The 22585-nt window shown below is 42.6% G+C and carries 20 protein-coding genes; 3 read left to right on the plus strand and 17 right to left on the minus strand.

What is annotated here, in order from left to right; translation table 11 throughout:
- Nucleotides 1-131: 131 nt before the first annotated feature.
- From QFZ78_RS15235 to QFZ78_RS15265, 7 genes are all read right to left on the minus strand, one after another.
- Nucleotides 132-494, minus strand: a complete 363-nt coding sequence (locus tag QFZ78_RS15235; RefSeq protein ID WP_307555693.1) for a DUF423 domain-containing protein — start codon at nt 492-494, stop codon at nt 132-134.
- A 36-nt stretch (nt 495-530) separates the two neighbouring features.
- Nucleotides 531-833, minus strand: a complete 303-nt coding sequence (locus tag QFZ78_RS15240) for a hypothetical protein (RefSeq protein ID WP_307548735.1) — start codon at nt 831-833, stop codon at nt 531-533.
- Nucleotides 834-922: 89 nt separating this feature from the next.
- Nucleotides 923-1843, minus strand: a complete 921-nt coding sequence (locus tag QFZ78_RS15245) for an AEC family transporter (protein ID WP_307548736.1) — start codon at nt 1841-1843, stop codon at nt 923-925.
- A gap of 34 nt (nt 1844-1877) precedes the next feature.
- Nucleotides 1878-2294 carry a MarR family winged helix-turn-helix transcriptional regulator gene (locus QFZ78_RS15250; protein ID WP_307548737.1) on the minus strand — a complete coding sequence of 139 codons (417 nt, stop codon included), beginning with the start codon at nt 2292-2294 and terminating at the stop codon, nt 1878-1880.
- A 204-nt stretch (nt 2295-2498) separates the two neighbouring features.
- Complete coding sequence (locus QFZ78_RS15255) at nt 2499-4082, minus strand: extracellular solute-binding protein (RefSeq protein ID WP_307548739.1); 1584 nt, start codon at nt 4080-4082, stop codon at nt 2499-2501.
- A 64-nt stretch (nt 4083-4146) separates the two neighbouring features.
- Complete coding sequence (locus tag QFZ78_RS15260) at nt 4147-5061, minus strand: carbohydrate ABC transporter permease (protein ID WP_373460003.1); 915 nt, start codon at nt 5059-5061, stop codon at nt 4147-4149.
- A complete protein-coding gene (locus QFZ78_RS15265) occupies nt 5048-5971 on the minus strand; it encodes an ABC transporter permease (protein ID WP_307548743.1) in 924 nt (307 codons plus the stop codon). Before QFZ78_RS15265 ends, QFZ78_RS15260 begins: the two co-directional genes overlap by 14 nt.
- 272 nt (nt 5972-6243) lie before the next feature.
- Between QFZ78_RS15265 and QFZ78_RS15270 the strand changes: the two genes are divergently transcribed.
- The 3 genes from QFZ78_RS15270 (at nt 6244) to QFZ78_RS15280 (ending at nt 9811) form a co-directional block, all read left to right on the plus strand.
- A complete protein-coding gene (locus QFZ78_RS15270; protein WP_307548745.1) occupies nt 6244-8517 on the plus strand; it encodes a helix-turn-helix domain-containing protein in 2274 nt (757 codons plus the stop codon).
- A 42-nt stretch (nt 8518-8559) separates the two neighbouring features.
- A complete protein-coding gene (locus QFZ78_RS15275; protein ID WP_307548748.1) occupies nt 8560-9492 on the plus strand; it encodes a hypothetical protein in 933 nt (310 codons plus the stop codon).
- A gap of 79 nt (nt 9493-9571) precedes the next feature.
- Entirely contained in the window at nt 9572-9811 is a 240-nt protein-coding gene (locus QFZ78_RS15280) for an NHLP leader peptide family RiPP precursor (RefSeq protein WP_307548749.1), read from the plus strand.
- Between the two features lie 50 nt (nt 9812-9861).
- Here the strand turns inward: QFZ78_RS15280 and QFZ78_RS15285 are convergent, their stop codons facing one another.
- The 10 genes from QFZ78_RS15285 to QFZ78_RS15330 form a co-directional block, all read right to left on the minus strand.
- Nucleotides 9862-11760 (minus strand): sensor histidine kinase, encoded by a 1899-nt coding sequence (locus QFZ78_RS15285; RefSeq protein WP_307548752.1) that lies wholly within the window; start codon nt 11758-11760, stop codon nt 9862-9864.
- Nucleotides 11761-11929: 169 nt separating this feature from the next.
- Entirely contained in the window at nt 11930-13150 is a 1221-nt protein-coding gene (locus tag QFZ78_RS15290; RefSeq protein WP_307555695.1) for an amidohydrolase family protein, read from the minus strand.
- Nucleotides 13151-13209: 59 nt separating this feature from the next.
- On the minus strand, nt 13210-13989 hold the full coding sequence (locus QFZ78_RS15295; protein WP_307555697.1) for an ABC transporter permease: 780 nt from the start codon (nt 13987-13989) through the stop codon (nt 13210-13212).
- 216 nt (nt 13990-14205) lie between these two features.
- The gene (locus tag QFZ78_RS15300; protein ID WP_307548754.1) at nt 14206-15462 is read right to left on the minus strand and encodes an FAD-binding oxidoreductase; all 1257 of its coding nucleotides are present in this window, start codon (nt 15460-15462) and stop codon (nt 14206-14208) included.
- A gap of 21 nt (nt 15463-15483) precedes the next feature.
- On the minus strand, nt 15484-16281 hold the full coding sequence (locus tag QFZ78_RS15305; protein ID WP_307555700.1) for an ABC transporter ATP-binding protein: 798 nt from the start codon (nt 16279-16281) through the stop codon (nt 15484-15486).
- Nucleotides 16282-16328: 47 nt separating this feature from the next.
- Complete coding sequence (locus tag QFZ78_RS15310) at nt 16329-17150, minus strand: creatininase family protein (RefSeq protein WP_307555702.1); 822 nt, start codon at nt 17148-17150, stop codon at nt 16329-16331.
- A 220-nt stretch (nt 17151-17370) separates the two neighbouring features.
- Nucleotides 17371-18750, minus strand: a complete 1380-nt coding sequence (locus QFZ78_RS15315) for an amidohydrolase family protein (RefSeq protein WP_307548757.1) — start codon at nt 18748-18750, stop codon at nt 17371-17373.
- 36 nt (nt 18751-18786) lie between these two features.
- A complete protein-coding gene (locus QFZ78_RS15320) occupies nt 18787-19881 on the minus strand; it encodes an ABC transporter substrate-binding protein (RefSeq protein WP_307548758.1) in 1095 nt (364 codons plus the stop codon).
- A 201-nt stretch (nt 19882-20082) separates the two neighbouring features.
- Entirely contained in the window at nt 20083-21078 is a 996-nt protein-coding gene (locus tag QFZ78_RS15325; protein WP_307548760.1) for an aromatic ring-hydroxylating dioxygenase subunit alpha, read from the minus strand.
- Nucleotides 21079-21137: 59 nt separating this feature from the next.
- Complete coding sequence (locus QFZ78_RS15330) at nt 21138-22523, minus strand: amidohydrolase family protein (protein WP_307548762.1); 1386 nt, start codon at nt 22521-22523, stop codon at nt 21138-21140.
- Nucleotides 22524-22585 lie beyond the last annotated feature (62 nt).

A 22585-nucleotide genomic window follows, 5' to 3' on the forward strand; every position in this document is an offset into this window, starting at 1 on the left:
ACATCCTTTTAATTAAGGAAGAATGATCAAATCCATCATGGATATCTTTCTACATGATCTGCGCTTTTTCCTGCTAAGATGACACAAAACAATGAAAAAAGAGTCAGATTCTCTGACTCTTTCCATTTTTTTTATTTGTAAGCGGCCACGGCCAGAAGTATCCATCCAACCAAGAAACTCAGCCCGCCTAGCGGAGTAATGGGTCCAAAAAATTTGAGTCCAGTCAAACTCAGCGCATATAAACTACCTGAGAACAAGATAATCCCAATAAAAATAGCCCACCCCGATGCATTCACCATAGAGCTATTTGCCAACTTATCCGACAAAAGAGCAATAAGGATGAGAGCTATCGCATGAATCATGTGATATTGTACGCCGGTTTGAAACACATCTATCTTATCTGGAATCCTTTGTTTCAAATAATGAGCCCCAAAAGCGCCTAGAGCGACTGAAAGAAACGCATTCGCACTGCCTAACAGTAAAAAAAGTTTCATCATTCTCGTCTTCTTTCCTTTCCGTAACGATTTAATTTATTCCACTTCACCAATATCATGCTGACCGACAATTAACCGCACGGGCTCCAAAAACACACGAGTTACCGAAGGCTTTTTGATAAGATCGAGTTCAATGTCTACAACCTTGTTACGAGCGGTTTTGCCTTCTCTTTTGTCATAAACAACATCAAATTGTTTCAGACCAAGCTGATAAATCACAACAGAAGAACCAATCGTTAATGCATTCGATTCGAATTCGCCGTGGTCAAATAATACCTCTGACAAAATCTCTTCATTCATATCCACAAGCGTAACATACTGACAAAATTGGTAACGCATTAAGGAAGTCCTCCTTTATAGATAAGTATGGTTACCCATTCGCCGAAAAATGTCGAAATTCCTGCTAACTTCATGATTCCCATCCATGTTCATATAAAATCCAAACAAAAGATAACAACTGGAATTGTAAACATACTAAATAAAGTTGAAGTAAAGACAGCCTGTGAAGAAAACTCCGGTTCATTCTCATATTCAATGGCCAGCAGCACACTGCTTAGAGAGGTGGGCACAGCACATGAGAGAATCAATGCTTTGGCTGTAATGTCTTCAATCCCAAGCAGCCAAACAACGAAAAATCCGAGCAGCGGTCCTGCAGCAAGTCTTAGTATATTTGATACGAGCACATTAGAAAAATGAAATTCCCATTTCATACCGCCAAGCTGCACACCTAGGGTCAGTAAGGCCGTCGCCATAAAAGCGTTTGAAATATACTCCAGCGGTATATGAATCGATCCTGGAACAGGTAAATGGAAATATCGCAGCAGCAAAGCAATCGGAATCGCATAAATGACCGGTAAGGAAAGAATGGTTTTCATCGTTGCTTTCCAGGTTGATTTATGTGCATTTAAGGTATAAATGCCATATGTATTGGGAATTAACGTTTGCATAATCATGATCACGATTTGGATAGATAAGGTATAGGCATTCCCGCCAAAAACAGTTTGATTCAGCGGCAGTGCGTAGTTAGCACTATTATAGAAAATAACACTATTCCGCATGGCAATACGCATACCGCGCTGCATCTTTTTCAACCGAATAATAACCTCTATGCTGGCAAAAAGGAGACTAAAGAAAAGGACAAAAAACAAGAGAACCTGCATTAAAATATGCAAGTTCATTTCGGACTCATACAGCTTAACAAAAACGAGCGCGGGTGAAAACACATAGAAATTAAGCTTCGATAATGTCTTAATATCAATGTGGAAAGCGCGGTACATTGCCGCGCCGATCGCAATCATAATGCTAATAGGTACAATGTTATTCACTAAAATGTATATGAAATAACTCATTCCAGATCCTCACTTCAAAACCTATAGTCGTTCCTTAATCGAACGCATTTACGCTGCTTATAATACGTTTTAACTGTTCATTGAACTTGTATATTTCTTCAGGAGACAGCCCGCTTGACGCAAGCAGCGACTGTGGAATACAAAGCGCCTTATCGTAAAGGGCAAGACCCGCTTCTGTGATTTGAATATTCACGACACGTTCATCTTCAGAAGACCGTTTCCTTTGAACCAATTGCTGACTTTCCATCCGCTTAAGCATAGGTGTCAAAGTACCCGAATCAAGATCGAGCTTCTCGCTAAGCTCTTTGACTGTGCTATCCTTTTGATCCCAGAGAACCAACAGCACCAAATATTGCGGATAGGTAATCCCCAAGCCTTCAAGAAATGGGGCGATACATGCGAGTAATGGCTCTGGAACTTGCATATAGACTAAAGCACAGTTGATTTTCAAGCTTTAAAAATTCATTGCTGCTCATCCTCTTCATTTCCTTTCATTCTCGTCATATTGTGAACAATCATTTTGCTTCCAATGTATATAAAATTGACGCTACTGTCAATGTGAATAGTTAGATCCTATAGATGAAAACGAGAAAGGGACTCGCAGCAACTGCCATCCATGATGACAATACACTGCGAATCCCCTCAACTTACTTACCTATTTAATCCCTGCACTTTTCACATATTCCAGCCATTGCTTCTTATATTCTGCTTGAACTTTCTCCAGCCCGGCTGTTTTGGCTTTTTCCATAAATGTTTTGAGTCCGCCTTCCACATCGGCTACGAGACCCGCTTCAAGTGGAAATAGATATTGCTTTTCAACTTGCTCCAAAGCGGCTTTCTCGGCTTGATAGCTCGTATAGTCTTCAGCAAAGCCTGTAAACTTGTCTGGTGATGCTATTTTATCAAGATCTGCGAAAATTTTCTTCACACCGTCATAACCTTTATCGAACAGCATGAATTCAGGATTTCTCCAAGCCCAACTTTGCATACCTTCTCTAGGGAAGCCATTGCTGTTGGTATCGCCAATCATCGTATAGTATCCGTTCTCAACCTTATAGTTCTTGCCTTCAATTCCATACTGGGACAACAGATTGTAGCCTTTGTCCGTAACTAATTTCCCATAAAATGCAAGAGCTCTTTCTGGGTTTTTACTGCTCTTTGGAATAGCAAATCCATTATGAATCGGATGAACAGGCTCAGCATGCCCTTTAATCAGCGGAGCCGGATAGTAATCGAGCTTCCAGTCCGGATGTGCACCAGCGATTTTGATCTTCTGATCGTTATAACGGCTTGGGTTATCGCCTAAGTTAGCCGCAGCTTTACCGTTTACAATCAAATCTGTCAACGAGTCCTTAACATTCAGAACGTTTTTTGTCAGGTAGCCTTTATCCTGCCATCTTTTGTAGGTTTGCAGCTCTTTCAAATGCTCAGCGGAGCCCCAGTAAGAAGTGACTTCCGAGGGATTTTTATAGGAAATGTCCATTCCGTAAGGAAGTGCCCCAACCGGATCAATGGTTAAATTTTTATAAAGATCGGAAAGATTCGTTTTCACATCGCTGTTAGCCGCTAATGGAATCATATCCGGTACATTCTTTTTGATTCCATCCAGATAAGCTTCGAAGTTGGCAAGCGAATCCGGCTTAGGCAAATTGAATTTCTCCCTTAGATCTTCACGCCAGATAAAGCCAGTTGTCACATACTCTTTATAAGTAGCAGGAACAGTATAGATTTTCCCGTCAATTTTAACGGCATCCCACATATCTTTCGGCACAAAGCTGTTTAATTTAGGAGCTGCTTTCGGGAGCAAATCATCCAGCGGCAGGAACGCTCCTTTTTTCGCGTAGGCTTGATACTGCGTCCAATCCGCTGTAAAAATCAAATCGACCGGCTGTCCTGACGAGAGAAGCAGCTTGTATTTCTGGTCCCAATCTGTCCATGTTGTGAAATTAAATTTGACTGTCGCATTCAGATCTTTGAGTGCCATCTTATTGATTTCTTCTTCAATTACGGGAAGATCCTTAGGCGCAGGGCCTAACATATAAAATTGCAACTCTACTTTCTTGGATGTATCGAGACCTGGGGGCTTGCTGGCAGCGGAAGCCTCAGGTACTTTCGTTGCTTGCGCTCCTGCTGTAGGACTGGCTGCAGGTGTTGTTGAACTGCTGCACCCGGCAACTACGGAACCTGCTAGCGCAAGTACCATAGACACGCTGTACATCTTTTTTGCATTACTTTTCATATAAATCCTCCCTTTTTATGATTGAATCATATATGTTAGCTGACGGAATGTATCCGTTTCAGTTCTAACCTTTGACAGCGCCAATCGTTAATCCTTTGACGAAAAACCTTTGTACGAACGGATATAGAAGGAGAATTGGACCCGTAACAATCATGGCCATAGCCAGTTTGGTGGATTCCGTTGGGATATCCTGTCCAAATGATACCCCCGTACTCACGCCTAGCTGCGAAACGGCTGCAGCTGTATTAATAATGTTATACAGAAAATACTGCAGTTCGTATTTATCCTGGTCGTTGATAAACAGCGACGTAGAGAACCAACTATTCCAATAATGCAATGCCAGAAATAACCCTACTGTTGCAATACCTGGCATCGCTAAAGGAAGAACCACACGATAATAAATCGTAAAATCGTTGGCCCCATCAATCTTCGAAGACTCTGTAAGCTCCTCCGGTATGGAGGATTTAATGAAGCTTCTCATTAATATAATTAGGAAAGGAGTCATGAGCCCTGGAAAAATAAGCGCTGCATACGTATCCGTCAATTGCAAATATTTGGTGATCATAATGTACCAAGGCACCAAGCCTCCGCCAAACAGCGTAGTAAAATAAATGTAAAAGGAAAGTTTATTACGGTACTTGAAATCTTTTCTTTGCAAGACATATCCGGCCATCGTCATCATGAATAATCCAAGCGTCGTACCAACGACGGTAACGAAGATCGTTACCCCGTAAGCCCTAAGTACTTTTCCTGGGAAAGTTAGAACGGCTTCATAGGCTGCAAGGGAAAATACTTTCGGAATCAAATGGTAACCGTCACGAACAATCGATTCATTATCCGTAAATGACCCAGATATCAACAGTAAAAAAGGGAAAATACAGATCACGGAAATCGTTATGATAATTAGATAAGCAATAATATTAAACGCGACAGAATCAATACTGTTAGATTTCACTGGAACCCTCCTAGAAAAGCGCATACTCTTCATTTGATTTTTTAATGAAATAGTTCACTGTCATTATCAAGACAAAACCGAAGAAGGACTGAAACAATCCGGCTGAAGTCGCCATCCCGATATCGAATGTTACTTTTAGTGAACGAAATACGTAAGTATCCAGAATATCCGTTGTATTGTACAAGATCCCATTGTTTCCAATGAGCTGATAAAAGAGATCGAATTGACCTTTCATAATACTTCCCAATGAAAACAGGAGTAATATGATAAAGGTTGGCTTTAGCATTGGCACCGTAATGTACCAAATCCGTTGAAATATATTCGCGCCATCGATTTTCGCGGCTTCGTAATATTCATCGCTAATGCCTGTAATGGTAGCGAGGTAGATGACCATCGTATAGCCCAAGTTTTTCCACACATAGAAAATGACCAAAAGGAAAATCCAGGCTGTCGGCGTGTTATAAATATCCATCGGATTCGAACCCAATGACTTTAGCGTCGTATTCACAAAGCCCGTGTCGAAATTAAACAAGTTATATGCAATAGCATTCAATAAAACAAACGATATGAAGTAAGGTAAAAACATGACGGATTGCGTGATCTTCTTAAATGCCTTGCCTTTCATTTCACTTAACATAATCGCACAAAAGATTGCTGCGCCATTGACAAATAAAATAAAAGCAAGGTTATAAGCTACCGTATTTCTCGTCAGTCCCCATAGCGCTCCCGACTTCCATAGGAATTTAAAGTTTTCTAATCCCACAAATGGACTTCCGAATAACCCGCCATTAAAATCGAATCTGGTAAAAGCGAAGTAGATCCCAACCATCGGCACATAAGAATTAATGAAAAAGAATACTAATGTTGGCGCTATCATGAGAAACAAAATTTTGTTTTTGTTTAACTCGTACAAGAATCCATTCTTTCGTAACATGCTGCGAAGCCTCCCTGCCTATTTTTGAATGTTGATCTGTTTGATGTCATGCTCGAATTATATACACTTCAAAAACTTCCGCGCTAGTGAAGATGTGATACCAAATATGAATAATTTGCAGTAAAAGCCCCTTATTTACGTATGTACATTTTAAACATTCATGGATTTTCCGGATTTTTCAGTGCTTTTTCCGCCTTCCGGCTCATCTGGTTCCATTGCAAGTGTAAAATAGGTACGATATACTTTTCCTACGAACAAGGGGGTATTGTCTCATGATGCAGCGCACTCAGGACAACAAAAACGTATATCGAAATATACTACTGAGTATCATTTTATCTATTGTCATCACTCTGCTTGTATCCTCTACCATTCTTTATTTTAATTTCGATAATATTGCGCTAAAGCAAGTGTATGAATCCGACTCAAATAGCCTGATGCAGACAAGCCAGGAAATTCTCAAAGTAACAGAGACTGCAACCTCCTTCTCCTTTCAAATTTACAGGGATTTTGTCATCTCCAAGCTGTTGTTTTACGATAAACCTGATATTTATGATATAACCAACGCCATGCAACAGTTGAACAATTATCGCTTCGCGATGCCATTTATTGATTCCATCTATGTGTATAACGGCAAATCAGATCTTTTCTACGTCAGCGCCAACAATTTTCAAAGTGGTATTCAAACTAAATCCACACTAGGCGATCAAGGCATGGTCGATATTTTGGACCATTTTCAGGATTACATGCCTTTTCTACCTGTTCCCAGAACATTTAATCCAGTTGGCAACGATCAACTTACGGTCTCTAAAGTCGGTATTTATTCTTATCTGTGCTATGATGCGATTAATATAAATAAATCCTTAAACTCCGCAGTAATTGTAAACATCTCGGAATCGTTCATTAACAAATCCCTAAAAAACGTAGCAAACAGCCGTTCCAGCAGCGAATTTATTATTAACAAGGACGGCATTCTTCTTTCGACAGATGGTTCTAATCCCGTATTAAGCGATTACTCGAATAAAAATTATATTAAAGACATCATTGCCAATGCTTCTTCTCCTGGGTACCTAGTAGACACTGTTGAAAACACCAAGTCGTTGATTTCATACACTGCGCCGGATTCATTAGGTTGGCGATATGTGCGTACGACACCTTATTCCATCATCACGAAAGAAATTAAGAGCATGAGAACAAAAACAATTTATATCAGCTTGAGCTTACTTCTTGCGGGTTTACTTGTTTCGTTCTTCACATCACGTAAACTTTTCGATCCCATCGATAAAGTCATACGCAACTTAAAAACATTAGAAATCGAGAAAAGAGACAATCTACAAATCTTGCGTCAAGATTTCCTGAGAAATATTATTATGGGAAGAGAGGCCTATCACCCGATTGCCTTGCAAGCAAAATTGCGTTATTTTGGATCAAAAATAACCATTCAGCATTCTTCTTTGCTAATCATGGTGAAAATTGACCACTTTACAGAAAACGTTAATAAATATCAAGATCAGTTTAAATTGTTAAGATATGCAGTAATGAATATATGCACAGAGATTAGCTCCCCCCTATTTCAAGCCGAAGCCATTGACATGGGCGATGACCATATTTTGCTGCTGCTTACCGCACAGGAGTCCGATTTCGAATGGGATCATGATGCATTCATGGCTATACTCCACAAGATGCAAACATCCATTGCCGACTATATTAAACTATCCGTCTCCATCACCATAAGTCCCTTACAAGATAATGCGGGGCCATGCATTCACCTCTATAAGCAGCTGTTGGAAGCTTCTTACCACCGATTGTTTAGAGGTCATGGATGCATCATTTGGTCTGAAGAGATCATGGGGTATAGAGCTAAGGAGTATAAATTTCCAACACAAAAGGAAAAACAACTGGTTGATTGTCTAATGACCGGAGATTCAGCCGAAGCGGAAACCATTTACACTGATATCATTAATGAAACCGCCGAATACCCTTATTCTGTTGTTCATTTGGCTATATCCCATTTAACACTTAGGGTTAATAACGTTCTCAATACGATCAATAAGAATAATGCCCTAGCCCTTCCGCTTTATTTGGATACAACAATAGCTTCCCTGAATCAAGTAGAAACCATTGAAGAAATTAATGTTCAGTTTTACCAACTGTTTGAGCACCTTCACAAAAAGATAGATGAAAAAAGAAGCTCTAAGCATGTGGATTTAATCAAAAAAATGAATGACATTATCGAGAGAGATTATGGGAACCAAAATTTATCTATAAACTCCATCGCCGATGAACTAGATATGTCTCCTATTTATATTAGTAGGTTATATAAACAACATACGATGGTAGCGCTTATAGATTTGATCCAGGACGTACGTATGAATAAGTCGAAAGAGCTGCTCATACACTCTTCCCTCTCTGTGGCAGAAATTGCGGAAAAGACCGGATTCACCAGCGACTCTTATTTTTATAGGAAATTTAAGAAGTATAACAGTATTACACCAAACGATTTCCGAAAACAATATAATCGAAATTCAGAAGTTCTGACGAATGATTAAATAGCGGAGGGTACCTCCTATTCAGAAAGGGATTGATGATAGATGAACTGGTTCCTTGCTCATGAGAAAGATCTTGATGACGTATTTGCCGAGGCAGAACGCATCGTTAGCGCATTTCCAGCACCGCTAGATCATCTCGGACTTGCCTATCTAGCTACCTTTGACGGGAGAAAAGAAGAAAGCACTAAAAATTATATCTGTTACCTTCTGCCGTATTGGATGAAAGACATTAGTGAACTGCCACCAGCGTCGATGAATAAACTCTCATTAGCGAATGTATTCGTAATGCTCTACTATTTTATACAAGACGATATCATGGATTCAGCCAAAGGTGATCATAAGGACAAGCTGCCTCTCGCCAATTTATTTCATATGCAGTTCCTTTCCATTTATAGAGAATTGTTCCCTGCTGGATCGCCTTTCTGGGGTTATTATGAGACGTATATCATGGAATGGTCTGAAGCTGTTACCAATGAGCAGCAATCCGATTACTTCCATCACGACATTAGCAAAGTCGCTAAGAAAGCAAGTCCGGTCAAAAATGCCAGCACAGGGGCACTACTTTTAGCAAATCAAGCTCACCTTATCCCTGTCGTCACAGCGGCTGTTGAACAAACGCTTATCACTTTACAAATGCTGGATGATTGGGCTGACTGGGAAGAAGATTTGGAAGAAGGTTCTTACAACTGCTTATTAGCTTCACTGCGTAAGCGTATACAGCTTTCAACGGATAGTCCGGTATCTCCTGAAATGGTGAAGCAGCAGTTGTATGTTCATGACTTTTTGGAGTTCTATGGACAAATCGCCATTACTCATCATGAGCAATTACTAGGTTTACAAATATCCATGACACAAATGATCAATTTCCATGACTCGCTTGTGCAAAACATTCAAAAAGTAGCCCTTGAAATCAAAGAAAATAGAAAAATGTTAACATTAGGTGGATTCTATTATTTTTTGTCGAAAACTAGTTAATTTTGATAGATTATTCTGAATTCTCATGCTATAATTTTTTTGTAGGAAAAATTACCCAATTGACAAGGAGTGATTTGTAATGTCGAACAATGGAATTTTAAAAGAAAAAATTATTCAAAAAGCTTGGGAAGATGAAGCTTTCAAGAACCAACTTATCGCTAATCCCAAAGCCGCGCTAAAACAAGCATTTAACATCACTCTTCCTGATGACATCACAGTTAAAGCGGTTGAAGAAACCTCAACTGAGTTTGTTCTCGTCATCCCTACGAATCCCGCTAAAGTATTAGTTACTACGGATGCTGTTGCAAGCGTCTGGTAATTACAAATAACAAAAAGAGGTGCCACGCAATTTTGCGCAGCACCTCTTCTTTATTTTACAGCTATGGAAGGAAACCTTAGGACTACCTCAGTACCTATGTATTTTTGACTTTTAAATTCAATGTGCCCCTTCATAATTTCAATAATTCGGAAAGTAACCATGAGTCCAAGTCCGGTCCCCTTCGTTTTGGTCGAATAGTAAGGCTCCCCTAATTTGGTTAACTGCGCAGGTTCAATACCTTCTCCATTGTCTTTAATATGAATGTAAACTTCTCCAGCTTTCTCATAGGACCATATATGAATCTGGCCATCCACCTGAAAGGCCTCAATACTATTTTTGATAATATTAATAAGCACTTGTTTTAATTTGGATGAGTTCCCTTTTATAAACAAATCATTAGGTATACTAACGGTTATCCGCCCACCGTGTAATGTGGCTAATGGCACAATAATACCTTCAATTTGGGTGATTTCTTTGGAAACATTTAAGTCAACGAATTCATCAAGCTGTGGCTTTGCAAAAGTCAAAAAGTCAGTAATGATTAACGAAGCTCGGTCTAATTCCTCAATGGCTATTCCCATGTATTCTTTGTTCTTATCATCTGTTCTAGCTGCGACAAGCTGTAAGAATCCTCTTGTTACTTGCAAAGGGTTTCTTACCTCATGAGCCACAGATGCCGCTAACGAGCTTATCATCTCCATCTTATCCGAGAGCTGAAGCTGATGATTGTAAAATTCTAATTCCTTGGAGTAGTTGATCATATGCTCTTGGTTGATTGCAAAACGTCTACCTAATATTACGATAAGGGCAATAATAAATCCTACTACTCCCCATTTCCACAAGAAAAACTGATATTTTTGAGAACTGGCATAGTAGCATATAAGATCAAGCGTACCCATTAGAGCTAATAAAGCAAAGCCAGATGAGAAAATACCCGCTTCCTTATTTCCTCTTTTCACGAATACAATGGATAAGCCAATAATTAAAATGAATTGAATGATCATAATAGACCCCAAAATGGTAACAGATGCAAAGAAATACGCTTTGATAAATCGATAATCATTGAGTTGATTAATAAACATAAAGGTGATTGTAATAGCGGAATAAATAATCTGGAATTTTCTAAACGCTCTAATCCACTTGAAATTCCCATTATCAAATATTTTTTCAAAGAAATAGGTGAGTGTTGGTAAAAAAACAGCTAGTGAAATATCAAATAAATCAAGAAATAGATCGCCATACTTCGTGAAATTTGCGTACATGAAAGGAGAATACGTAATAAAAATTGTCCCTAGAGTTAAGATAAGTAAACTAAGTGAAATCCAACTCGCTAGTTGAATTTGCTTCAAAAAGAAAGAACATATCAGCATAATCGCTGCAATAAAAAGAAATGCACACCCTAGAATGATGTTCTGCAAATCCCGAAAAATAAATGCTCGAGTTAAAGCTGAATAATGATCCAGTTTAATTTCTGAATGAAAACCCAAGCGGTCCATTGAAGTCCCCAACCTTAAATATACGAATTCCCCCCCATCTTCACTACTAATTGGAAACAAACTTCTCTGTTCGTCGTATGGAAAATCAAAGTTGATTTCTCGAACTAATCTATCTCCAATATATACCCATAGATGCTGGGCATAAATTTGTTCAATGTAAATGCCATAGTCTTTGGGTACATCTGGCGGAAGCTGGAATCGAACCCATGCCGAGGAAATATCTTTCGGTTTCTCGGGAGGCAAGTCGCCATTCCTGACTGTTATCCATTTATTTGAAGGTGAAGGAATCACGACATTATCAATTCCTTCGGCGGAATCACTCCACAATATATTCCACGCTGGAATCGGTTTCAAATCCGCTTGCTCATCGGCATAAGCATGTGAAGACATGAATCCATAACAAATAATCATAACCAACATCGTTTTCCAGAGTACAAGAGATATCCGTTTCATTCATTTTCCTCCCTCGAAGAAAACTGTAAGTAATTAACAATGTTATAAATTCGACAGGTTCTAAAAGCTTTCCTTCTTATTTACTGGTAAACATAAGAAAAACAAAACTTAAACAACCCCCTGCGAAATAACAACAGGGGGTGCCGCTTATTGTATACATATTTACATATTATAATATTGTGAACAATTGGCTCCTTGCAGGCACAGTTTCAGCAACAATGCGGCCTTGGCTCACAACATAACGACAACTTGGCTGCTCACGAACAAGATCCATAGCATCATCCCCTGGCAGCAGGATAAAGCTGGCAGGATGACCAACCTCGAGTCCGTATTCCTGAAGCTGCAGGGTGTTCGCTGCACGTGTCGTGATCATACGCACAAGCTCCGCCACTTCCTCGCGCCCCGTCATATGTGCTAAATGAGCAGCGATGTGAGCTGCTTGCAGCATATTACCAGTACCCAGCGGATAGAAAGGGGTCTGAATATCATCATGCGCGATGCTTACGTTAACGCCAGCCGTCCATAATTCCTTGATCCGGGTGATCCCTCGGCCTTTGGGATAGCCGTCGTATCTGCCCTGCATAGCACTATTGATGAGCGGACAGCAAACGATATTCATGCCTGAGCGCACCAGCATCCCCTGCACCTTCTGGTAATAAGCTTCCCCATAATAGGCTGCAGCGTTCGCATGTGCAGCTGTTACTCGCTCGCGTAGTCCAGAACGAATCGCCAGATGGGCCACGCTTTCTAGGAATGTGGAGTGAGCATCGTCCATTTCATCGCAAAAAACATGGACAAAGCAGCCATGCTTCTCTGCTAAATTAAAGCAAATTTCAAGCGATAATAGTCCTTCCTCACGCGTAGGCTCTAGATGGGGAATCGCCCCAATGCCATCTGCGCCAAGCTCCAAAGCCTGTTCCAGACGGTGTTCATTATCGGGACAGGCGCGAATACCATCTTGAGGAAACGCGATAACTTGCAGGTTCATATAAGGTTTTACGCGCTCGCGCAAGGCAAGAAGTGCACGTAGAGCAGTCAGATTCGGGTCCGAGATATCTGCTTGTGTTCGCACATGCAGGATACCGGCAGCCATCTGCATCCGAAGCACCTTCTCTGCTCGTTCCGTGACATCTTCGTAGGTGAGCGCTTGTTTCCGCTTTTGCCATAAACCGATACCTTCGTAAAGGGTCCCGCTCTCATTCCAGGCGGGCTCTCCCGCCGTTAGGACGGTATCCAAATGAATATGGGACTCCACAAAAGGGGGGAGCAGCAGGTGACCAATCCCATCGATTTCACGTTCCCCTTGTTCGCCAATACTTCCAAGCATGGCGATTTTACCGTGTTTTACACCGATATCTATAAGACCTCGGTCCTCCAAATGTCCAAGCATACGCACATTACGAAATACAATATCCAGCAGTTAACTCACCCTCTTTACCTTGGTGCCATTTAGTTATCCTTTTTCATCTCGGATTCATGCCACGAACTAAGCAGCCATTTAGCGAAAGCGTTGACTAATAAGAAGAAAATAATGCCCAGTGCTGATGCTGAAAGTCCACAAGCGAATAAATACGGTGTTTTTAAACGAGCAGCGGCATACGTAATCGCATAACCAAGTCCGCCTTGCCCTCCGCCGATACCGGCAATGTATTCACCGACAATAGCCCCGACGACGGATAATGTACAGGAAATTTTCAGACCGGCTACAATATAAGGCAGGGCAGCTGGTATGCGCAGCCTCCACATCGTTTGAATCGCATTCGCATTGTATAAGTAAAACAGGTTACTCATATTTTGATCCGTGGAATTTAGACCAATTAACGTATTCGAAAGCATCGGGAAAAATCCGATTAAGAATGTAATAATGACAATCGCATTCACACCCGCATCGAACCAGATCACAATGAGAGGGGCAATGGCGACAATCGGAATGGTCTGTAAAATAATCGCATAAGGATAAACACTCTTCTCAATCCATTTGGAGCTTGCCAATAGAATGGCACCTGTAACTCCTAAAATAATACTGAGGAAAAATCCGAGCACAGCTTCCAGCGTCGTTGTCCTTACAGATACCCATAGTGCATGTCTGTTTTCTATGGCTGCCGCTACGATATCGGAAGGCTTAGGTACAAGATAAACAGGAGCTTTCACTAAATAAGCAATGAGTTCCCAGCCTCCGATGAACACAACAAAAGCAACCAAGGGTGGCAAAAGATTCTTAAGCAGCATCAGGAGTCGAAGCCCTGGCGAGGCCCCGTCTTCCAATCGATTAGTCCAAGCCGCCCGTTCACGGGCAGGGAATATTTCATCCGGTAGTATTTGCAGGTATTTAGAATCTACAGCCATTGTACGTCCCCCTTCATTTACATCTCATAAATGATTTTTCCTGGATTCAGCAGCCCTCTTGGGTCATTCTCACGTTTCTTACGCTCCATGCTGCCAACTTCACCGCGTCCGCCATGATCCAACACCCCAGGTATGTGGATCAAATATTTTCACGCCGATGGATTCGCAATATTGAATGATCTCGTATAAACGTTCTTCGCTTTCAAAGCGTACAACCGGAAGCGAATTTGGCGAGATTTCTCCACCGCTGCGCACCCATTCAAAATGTAGGTAAACTTCGTCCCCATATTTGTCTTTAATCTTCTGAATTTGTTCTATATAGCTATCCAGCTTAAAGCCAGCTTGCAGATACGTCATGGAAGAGTCCGTTTTCATTGCCCATAACGTCGTATGATTCCATGTAAAATCCGATACCCCGATCGTTTTCCGATAATTCTTAGCCTCAATCAGATGACCGATGTGCCCGCCATAACTTTGGGCAAGAGCTTCGACTAACGGCAGCGTATCCTCATCAAATTCAAGCATAACAGCGGCCATGCCAGACTTAATCACTTTGGCAAACGGAACGAAATACGAGGGAATTGGCCACTCCATGGGAGCAATGAGTCGTTTCAGAATGGCTTCCTCTCTGGCAAGAGCTTCTCCAAATCGCATCGACTGCTCGAAGGTGTCGAAATTAGCAATAGCCTGAGCCCACTCTGTGCGAGGTGAAAGCGGGATGGTCACCTCGGTCAAAATACCGGTCGTCCCATAATTATGAATATAATCAAATAAATCACGGCCTTGGATAACCAAACGCTGCGGAGATTCTTCCATCGTATAAATGACAGCTTCCAGCACATTGCCATCCCATAGGTTCCCGTGGGTAATCGAGCCGATTCCACCGGAACCACCGCTCACAAAGCCGCCCACCGTCGCTTTTACATAAGTACTGGGGTAAATGCGAATTTCTTGTCCGACTTCGCGAGCCTTTTTATCAATGACACCTAAACGAACTCCACATTGTAAACGAGCAAACCCATGTCCGATTTCAAGAATTTCATCCATTCGGCTTAGATCCAAGACAATACCGCCCTCCAGGGGGACCGCCTGACCATAGTTACCTGTACCCGCTCCACGAACGGTAACGGGAATGTTATGACGGTAACCGAAGGCCAATACTTCTGCCACCTCGGCTTCATTGCGCGGTATGGCAACGACATCGGCCGCCTTCCTATTCTGCAATCGGCGATTAAGTACAGGGGAGTACCAGTAATAATCTTTAGAGAGCTTTTCTCTCGTTTCGCCATCGACAAACACGATTTCTTTTGCAAGCTGCTCCTGTATCTCTTTCTCCCAGCTTATATGCATGGCCATGAGCTTATTCACCCTTTCGTATCAATGATCCAAAGCGGCAGATACTTCACGAACTAAATCACTGAACTGCGTCGTTGTACGGAAACTTTCATCTCGGGGAAAAGGGACAGGGATATCAATCCTCGCTGATATTTTACCAGGACGCGGTGTCATCACAACAACACTTGTGGATAAGAAGACCGATTCGAATACGTTATGAGTAACGAATAGCACGGTCATGGATTTATCCTGCTGCCAAATATGGAGCAGCTCCATTTGCAAGGTTTGACGCGTAATTTCGTCTAAAGCGCCGAAGGGCTCATCCATGAGAAGCAGCTTAGGTCTCGAAATGAGTGCACGCGCGATGGAAACACGCATCTTCATTCCCCCGGAGAGCTGTCTAGGCAGCACCTTCATATAGTCCTTCAAGCCGACCAGCTCCAACACGCGCTGAGCCTCTTCTTTCTGTGTTTTCTTATCTACACCGCGCAATTCAAGCGGCAATCTTACGTTAGCTTCTACCGTAGACCAGGGCAGCAGTGTATGATCTTGGAAAACAAAGGCGATATCACTTTGCTTGCGAGCTTCTTTAGGTGTCGTTCCAAACACATCTAACGTCCCTTTACTCGGCTTGGCCAGACCTGTAATCATCTTGAATATCGTTGATTTCCCACACCCAGATGGTCCAACAAAACAAAGGAACTCCCCTTCTTGTATCGTCAGATTCACATCCTGCAAGGCAATTGTACCGTTTGGGTACGTCTTAGAGAGATTCTCCATACTCACGAATTTTGGATCTTGTACATGTGAATTGGATGTATGGATCAGAGAAGCATTCATAGCCATTTACTTCATCTCCTGTATTTGATTTTTGGAACTTCCGTCCGTTATTGTTCCTTTTTCAATGACGCCATCTCAAAAGTTTGAAAGGTGAGCAACGCCTCGGCGATGTGTGCTCCGTACTTTTCAGCCATCGCATGGCCTTTCGTTATCGTTGCTTGTGTGGCATCACCAGAAATGCCTGAATGGGATAAATCATCCATGACCCAAGCAAAAGCACGATTGCGAAGGCCCAAATAACGCGAATCCGGGTAATTCGGATATTCCGTAGGAGCAAGCTCCATATGAACCCAATCGGGTTTAGCAGACATCACTAAGGAAGTTTCCATGTCACCCGCATGAATACCAGCCTGCTTCTCCAGCGGCGTTATCCACTCATCAGCGGCACCGAGTCCGCCAGGATCTAATCGAAATACAGCCAACCCCGTTTCTATACGGATTTCCCGGCCCATCATATTCAACAAATCCGTGTTGCCCCCGTGCGTATTCACCAGCACTAATTTCTGAAATCCGCTCTTACTCAAGCTTTTCGCTATATCCATCACGACAGCCATTAATGTAGTAGCTGATAGCGTTATGGTTCCTGGATGGCCAAGGTGCTCCGTACTTTTCCCATACGGAATGGCCGGCAGCAGCCATATATTCGCATCATCGGGAAGCTGTTCGAAAGCCTCGGTCAAGAGCACTTCGGAAATTAACGTATCGGTAAACACTGGCATATGCGGACCATGCTGCTCAATCGCGCCAACCGGCAGAACGATAAGCGCATCATCTTTGGTAACTTGAGCAACCTCGTGCTTACTTAAGCGGGGAAAAAAGCAGCGATCCCACGCCTTACCTTGATAACGACTGAATGACAAGCTGAGCACCTCCAAGTGAGTGGACATTATAGTACGCATAAGCTTTTATAAAAAAAGACCCAGACTCAGAGTGAGGAGCGGATCTTAAGCTTTCAAATTAGCATTGTTCAACATTAAGCTTATCTTGCTTGGAATAGCTGTAAAGCGGCGGCTACATCCGCAACCCTCTTACCTAATCGAGCTGCCATCAGAAGCTCTCTTGGATCCGGTAGGTTAGCCATTAGAACGCTCACCCTTTCGCGAATTCACGTTTATGGAAGGATACATTCTCGATTGCCTCTTGCCAATAATGAGCTAACGTCTTATCCTGCCACTCTGCTTTATTGGCAGCTATTCGAACAAAGCTTCCTTGACTATATACCCAACGGCGTTCAGGCAGCATGGTAAAGAGTTCTTCCGGCGTACTTCCCTCTATGATAATAAAATTCGCATGATTACCAGCCTTTACCTCATGAGAAGTTAGACCTAGCACCTTGGCGGGCACATCCGTGATCATGCGCAGCAGTGTGCGAAGATCATCCGGTCGTCCCATATGAGCGGCATAAGAGCCAATAAGAGCAATCTGTAATAAATCGCCTCTGCCAAAAGGGTGAAAGGGATCATGAATATTATCAGAAGCCACCGCAATAGGAATGCCTGCTTCCCAGATTTCCTTCAAACGAGTTACTCCTCGTCTAACCGGGAATCCATCATGCCTTCCTTGCAAGTACAAATTGACTGCAGGTAATGAGACTGCTTTGAGCCTAGCTTCAGCCATCCGCTCAATGATGCCGTGAGCATCCTGATTCGTCATCGAAGCTAATGCACATAAATGATCGACGGTAACTCTTCCTGAATAGCCCTCTGATTTCGTTCGCAAAGTGATATGATCGATTGTGCGCATAGCTGGATTGTCTGTTTCATCACAATGCAGATCAATCGGCACATCATATTTCTCTGCTAATTTGAATATATAATCGATATCTTCCTTAGGGGTTAATGATAAATGCGGTGCTCCGCCAATCCCATCGACGCCCATTTTTAGAGCTTCCTCTACGGCATCCACATCGAGTGACATGAAATTGTAGGGACACATCGGAAACAGCTGCAAGCTAATATAAGGCGCTAATGCTTCTTTGGCTTCCAAAGCGGCCTCAACTGTACGTAACGCAACTTCACGTGAGGCTCTTAAATTAAAATCAAGATGTGTACGAATGTGCGTTGTACCAGATGACAAAGCTTGCAAAGCCGAACGCATTATTCTTGATTTAATCTCATTTTTGGTAAAAGACGGTGATGCACTTGAATAATTGCGCACGGCCTCTTCTAACGTACCACTCCGATTCTCAACAGAAGTTAGTGAGAAAGATTTGTCTAAGTGCATATGGGCATCTACGAAGCCCGGCAATACGATTTTCCCTTCGAGGTCAATTAGCGAGACACCCGATTCACACGTACTAAGCTGCGGTTTCCAATATTCCAAAGATATTGCACCAGAATGGGCAGCATTAGCTTCTTGCTTCTGAATCTGAGTCCAAAGGCCATCACGAATCGAGAGTCGAAACAAATGCCCCTCATCCTCCATTGGCAATCGAACGTTCACTAAATCCATATTCTTGTTAGAAGCCAATGCCGCCACCCCCTGATTATTCTTATTCTTTATCCCTTACTTCTTAGGTAAAAATTGCGTTGTGAACACTTTGTCGATGTTCTCTGCTGTTTTCAAAACACCTACATCAACAAGCTGCTTTTGAACTTCTGTCCAGCGCTCTTTCGTCATAATGCCCGTACCCTTGGTTGCAGCATCTCCGCCGAATACAAAGTCCATTTCTTTAGCAGCGCTATATTTCATCATATCTAAGCCCATATCTGGATTCTTCACTTGAATGGCAGGATTGATCTCATCGGAATGATCCTTGTAATAGTCCCAGCCTTTGACCGTAGCTTCGACGAAAGCTTTCACTTGGTCAGGATGTTCAGCAATCATTTTCTCCGTAGTGAAGTATACGCCAGCGTAAATGTTATAACCGGAATCTGCATTAAGTAATGTGCCATACTCTACTTTTTGCTGATCTAGTGTGAATGGTTCGGATGTAACATACCCTTGTGTAAGCGAAGTTTTATCATTGACGAAGTTGACTAATTGACCTGTATATTTCATTTCTTGGGCTGTGTCTAATTTATATTTCTTTTTCATGAATTGCCAAAAGCTAGCTGTAGAGGCCACATACACCTTATGACCATTTAAATCTGAGAAATCTTTAATACCTGAACTTTTATGATAAAACAAGGCTTGTGGACTCTTTTGCATAGAAGTAGCGATGGCTACAACCGGAATACCCTCTTGTCTGGCTACCAAAATATCATCACCATTCGCCATACCGAATTGTGCTTTGCCTGAAGCAACAATTTGTGTTGACGAAACCTGCGGACCACCCGGCATGAGCGTCATATCAAATCCTGCGTCTTTATAATACCCTTTGGCTGAAGCTGCAAAGTTCCCACCATGCTCTGGCTCGGCGAACCAGTTCAGAACAACCGTTGCAGGCACAAGAGCCTTCGGTGCAGTTGAAGCTGTTGTTGCTGCTGGAGCAGCGGAAGCCGTCGTTGCAGCCGATGGTACTGTAGATGGCGCTGACGTTGAAACCGAGGAGCCCGTGTTGCCGCATGCGGCGAGCATACTTGTGATCATAGCTAAGCTAATGGACAAAACAACTGGGCGTTTCGCTGCAAGCGGATTAGTAAGATTAAATGGTTTCATATTAAACTTCCCCTCCATATTTGGTTTTCTCTACAAAAGAACTTATCAATCTTTAGTCAAATATAGGGTTGATGGCCTGTTCAAGTCAACGAATAGACTAACGTTTTGTATTTTCACACAATAAAAGTACGCCTTTTTATTACTTTTCCAAGGATTTCTTTAGAAAAACACACTCATATATCACAAAAGACGAACATTCTCTTATATCGTGCCAATTACCACGCCTAATTCTTTCAACCAGCGACGATACGCAATGGAGAAACGATCCACCTTATGGTTGAGTTCGACCTGCAGATCCAGTGGCAGCAGCTCAGGCTTCTGAGTCTCGATTACCCTCGCATCTTGTTCAAACACGATATCCTGGAAGCGAATAAAATTCGCATCATCTACGTCATAGGCATAATTCCGCGATACCATCATGAATACAACACATTCTTCTGCGGCTACAGGCAATACCGTCAACATAATCCACAAGGTTTGACCATTGCTCGGATCTGCTTTGGACAATCGAGCGGATAAAGGCCGATAAACTTCCTTCATATATACGTAAGTCGTACCTTCACTCTTATCCGAGCCGGAATGGGCAACGGGTTGAAAGATCGGAATATTTTCGATATAAATGCGTTCCTTCTCCTTGATAACCTGAAAGTCAGGCAGCTCCGCATAGTCGGGATGTCCGAGCAGATTCTGATGAACGAACATCAAATGAGCGAAGTCTGTAAAATTCTCAATCACCCTCGTTCCAGCCGCTTCAACTTTGTAAGGGCCACAAGGTAATGGACGAAACTCCGGATTAGCAAACTCTTCGAAATGAGGCAAAGGAGCTGCAGGTTCACCTATACATACCCAGATAAAGCCGTATTTCTCTTCACATGCATAGGTTTGTGCCTTAGCTCTGAGAGGAATCTTCTCCCCCTTAGGCTGCGCCGGAATACAGACGCATTGCCCAGATGAATCATACTGCCAGCCATGGTATGGACAGACTAGGACATCCTCTTGTACCCACCCTTTGGAAAGCATGGCTCCACGGTGAACGCATAGATCTTGCAGAGCATGAACCCCTTTGCTAGAGCGATAAATGGCTACTCTTTCACCCAAAATGATGACACCCACAGGTTGGTCTTTCAGCTCAGACGCGAGGTACACAGCATGCCAATCATTTTCAAGTACAGGATCATGTAGACGTTGTAAAGCCATTGAAATCATCCTCCTTAGCGTTTCTGAAAATTATTTGTATGGCGCAAGCCTTAAGAGAATTACTCTATATTTGAAAAAATAGGATATTGCCCAGCTAACTTAGTACGCAGAGCATCAACCCTTGCTTGGGCTCTTTGCAGAATTTCTTGCTCATCGATCCACGTGCTTATCCCCTTCTCTACAACAACCTGACCGCCAACAATAACGAGATCGACATCATTGCCGTTCGCATTATAAACCAGCGCTGAAGAAGCGCGATGCACAGGACTAATGTGCGCTTTGAGCATATCTACGGTCACTAGATCTGCCTTCTTGCCTGGTTCAAGACTGCCTAAATCAGCACTCCTTCCAACGGCCTTTGCACCATTCACTGTAGCCATTCGCAGCACATCCATCGGCGGCAATAAGGTAGCATCCAGCTCATTCACCTTATGCAAGCATGCCGTGAACTTCAGCACTTCTAAGTTATCTTGGCAATTATTGCTGCCAGGACCATCCGTACCTAGGGCAACGTTAATGCCCATACGCAGCATTTCAGGTACTCTGGCAACACCTGAAGCTAAGTACATATTGGATACTGGACAATGAATGACAGAAGCTTGCACTGCACGAATCATTTCTAGTTCTCCATCATCAAGCCAGACACCATGAACAACCTGTGTTTGCTCGCCCAACAGTCCAACTTCCTTCAGCAATTCCAAGTTTCGAAGGCCATAGCGAGCCATCGTTGTGTCGATCTGTTCACTCGTCTCGGCGACATGTACATGAGAAATCAGCTTTCGCTCCCGGCTAAAGACAGCTGCCCGCTCTAGATACCCTCGTGAGCATCCATATAAATTAAGCGGCCCTAGTGCAATTCGAATCCGGCCGGAGGCAGCGCCATCCCATTCATCGAGCAAGCGATCTGTGCTGTCAAAGATCTGTTCCTCTGTCTCCCTTAAACGGACTTCTCCAGCCAAATCCGAGCCACCTCTGGCCAAATGTCCGCGAATCCCTGAATCTACCATCGCTTGCAGTACACTTGCATCATTCTCTGGATACGTGTGGATATAATGGTGATCCATCATATATGTCGCGCCCGATTTTAAATTTTCGATACACCCAATTAAAGCAGCTAAATAAAAATCTTCTGGCTCCATCGCGAGGCTCATCGGCCAAATAATCTCCTTGAGCCACTGGGCGAGTGGTGAGTGATCCGATACCCCTCTCATGAACGTTTGAAACAAATGGGTGTGGCCATTGATAATCCCAGGAATGATGACTTTCCCCGAAGCATTGTACGTATACGCAGATTGTGAGATTAAATGGTCCAAGCTCCCGTCGGATCTCCATTCCCCCACTTCACGGATCACATCATGCTCCATATACACATAGCCAGGTTTGAAAATCTGATTGGTGGCATTCATGGTCAACACGGTACCGTTGTAAATTAATTTGTTTGACATTTTACCACCTCCTTATATGTCAAATAATATGACATTGATTTGTTATTATTGATTGTGTGTTA

Origin of the sequence: Paenibacillus sp. V4I5 (genome assembly GCF_030817255.1) — a bacterium.
Classification (GTDB): domain Bacteria; phylum Bacillota; class Bacilli; order Paenibacillales; family NBRC-103111; genus Paenibacillus_E.

What these genes read in the sequence shown, in the direction of transcription:
- QFZ78_RS15235 (WP_307555693.1), bottom strand. Translation starts at nt 494, where the DNA reads ATGAAACTTTTTTTACTGTTAGGCAGTGCGAATGCGTTTCTTTCAGTC.
- QFZ78_RS15295 (WP_307555697.1), bottom strand. Translation starts at nt 13,989, where the DNA reads ATGCTGCTTAAGAATCTTTTGCCACCCTTGGTTGCTTTTGTTGTGTTC.
- QFZ78_RS15330 (WP_307548762.1), bottom strand. Translation starts at nt 22,523, where the DNA reads ATGTCAAACAAATTAATTTACAACGGTACCGTGTTGACCATGAATGCC.
- QFZ78_RS15325 (WP_307548760.1), bottom strand. Translation starts at nt 21,078, where the DNA reads ATGGCTTTACAACGTCTACATGATCCTGTACTTGAAAATGATTGGCAT.
- QFZ78_RS15290 (WP_307555695.1), bottom strand. Translation starts at nt 13,150, where the DNA reads ATGCTTGGACATTTGGAGGACCGAGGTCTTATAGATATCGGTGTAAAA.
- QFZ78_RS15285 (WP_307548752.1), bottom strand. Translation starts at nt 11,760, where the DNA reads ATGAAACGGATATCTCTTGTACTCTGGAAAACGATGTTGGTTATGATT.
- QFZ78_RS15280 (WP_307548749.1), top strand. Translation starts at nt 9,572, where the DNA reads ATGTCGAACAATGGAATTTTAAAAGAAAAAATTATTCAAAAAGCTTGG.
- QFZ78_RS15320 (WP_307548758.1), bottom strand. Translation starts at nt 19,881, where the DNA reads ATGAAACCATTTAATCTTACTAATCCGCTTGCAGCGAAACGCCCAGTT.
- QFZ78_RS15270 (WP_307548745.1), top strand. Translation starts at nt 6,244, where the DNA reads ATGATGCAGCGCACTCAGGACAACAAAAACGTATATCGAAATATACTA.
- QFZ78_RS15265 (WP_307548743.1), bottom strand. Translation starts at nt 5,971, where the DNA reads ATGTTACGAAAGAATGGATTCTTGTACGAGTTAAACAAAAACAAAATT.
- QFZ78_RS15300 (WP_307548754.1), bottom strand. Translation starts at nt 15,462, where the DNA reads ATGGCCATGCATATAAGCTGGGAGAAAGAGATACAGGAGCAGCTTGCA.
- QFZ78_RS15260 (WP_373460003.1), bottom strand. Translation starts at nt 5,061, where the DNA reads ATGCGCTTTTCTAGGAGGGTTCCAGTGAAATCTAACAGTATTGATTCT.
- QFZ78_RS15255 (WP_307548739.1), bottom strand. Translation starts at nt 4,082, where the DNA reads ATGAAAAGTAATGCAAAAAAGATGTACAGCGTGTCTATGGTACTTGCG.
- QFZ78_RS15240 (WP_307548735.1), bottom strand. Translation starts at nt 833, where the DNA reads ATGCGTTACCAATTTTGTCAGTATGTTACGCTTGTGGATATGAATGAA.
- QFZ78_RS15275 (WP_307548748.1), top strand. Translation starts at nt 8,560, where the DNA reads ATGAACTGGTTCCTTGCTCATGAGAAAGATCTTGATGACGTATTTGCC.
- QFZ78_RS15305 (WP_307555700.1), bottom strand. Translation starts at nt 16,281, where the DNA reads ATGAATGCTTCTCTGATCCATACATCCAATTCACATGTACAAGATCCA.
- QFZ78_RS15245 (WP_307548736.1), bottom strand. Translation starts at nt 1,843, where the DNA reads ATGAGTTATTTCATATACATTTTAGTGAATAACATTGTACCTATTAGC.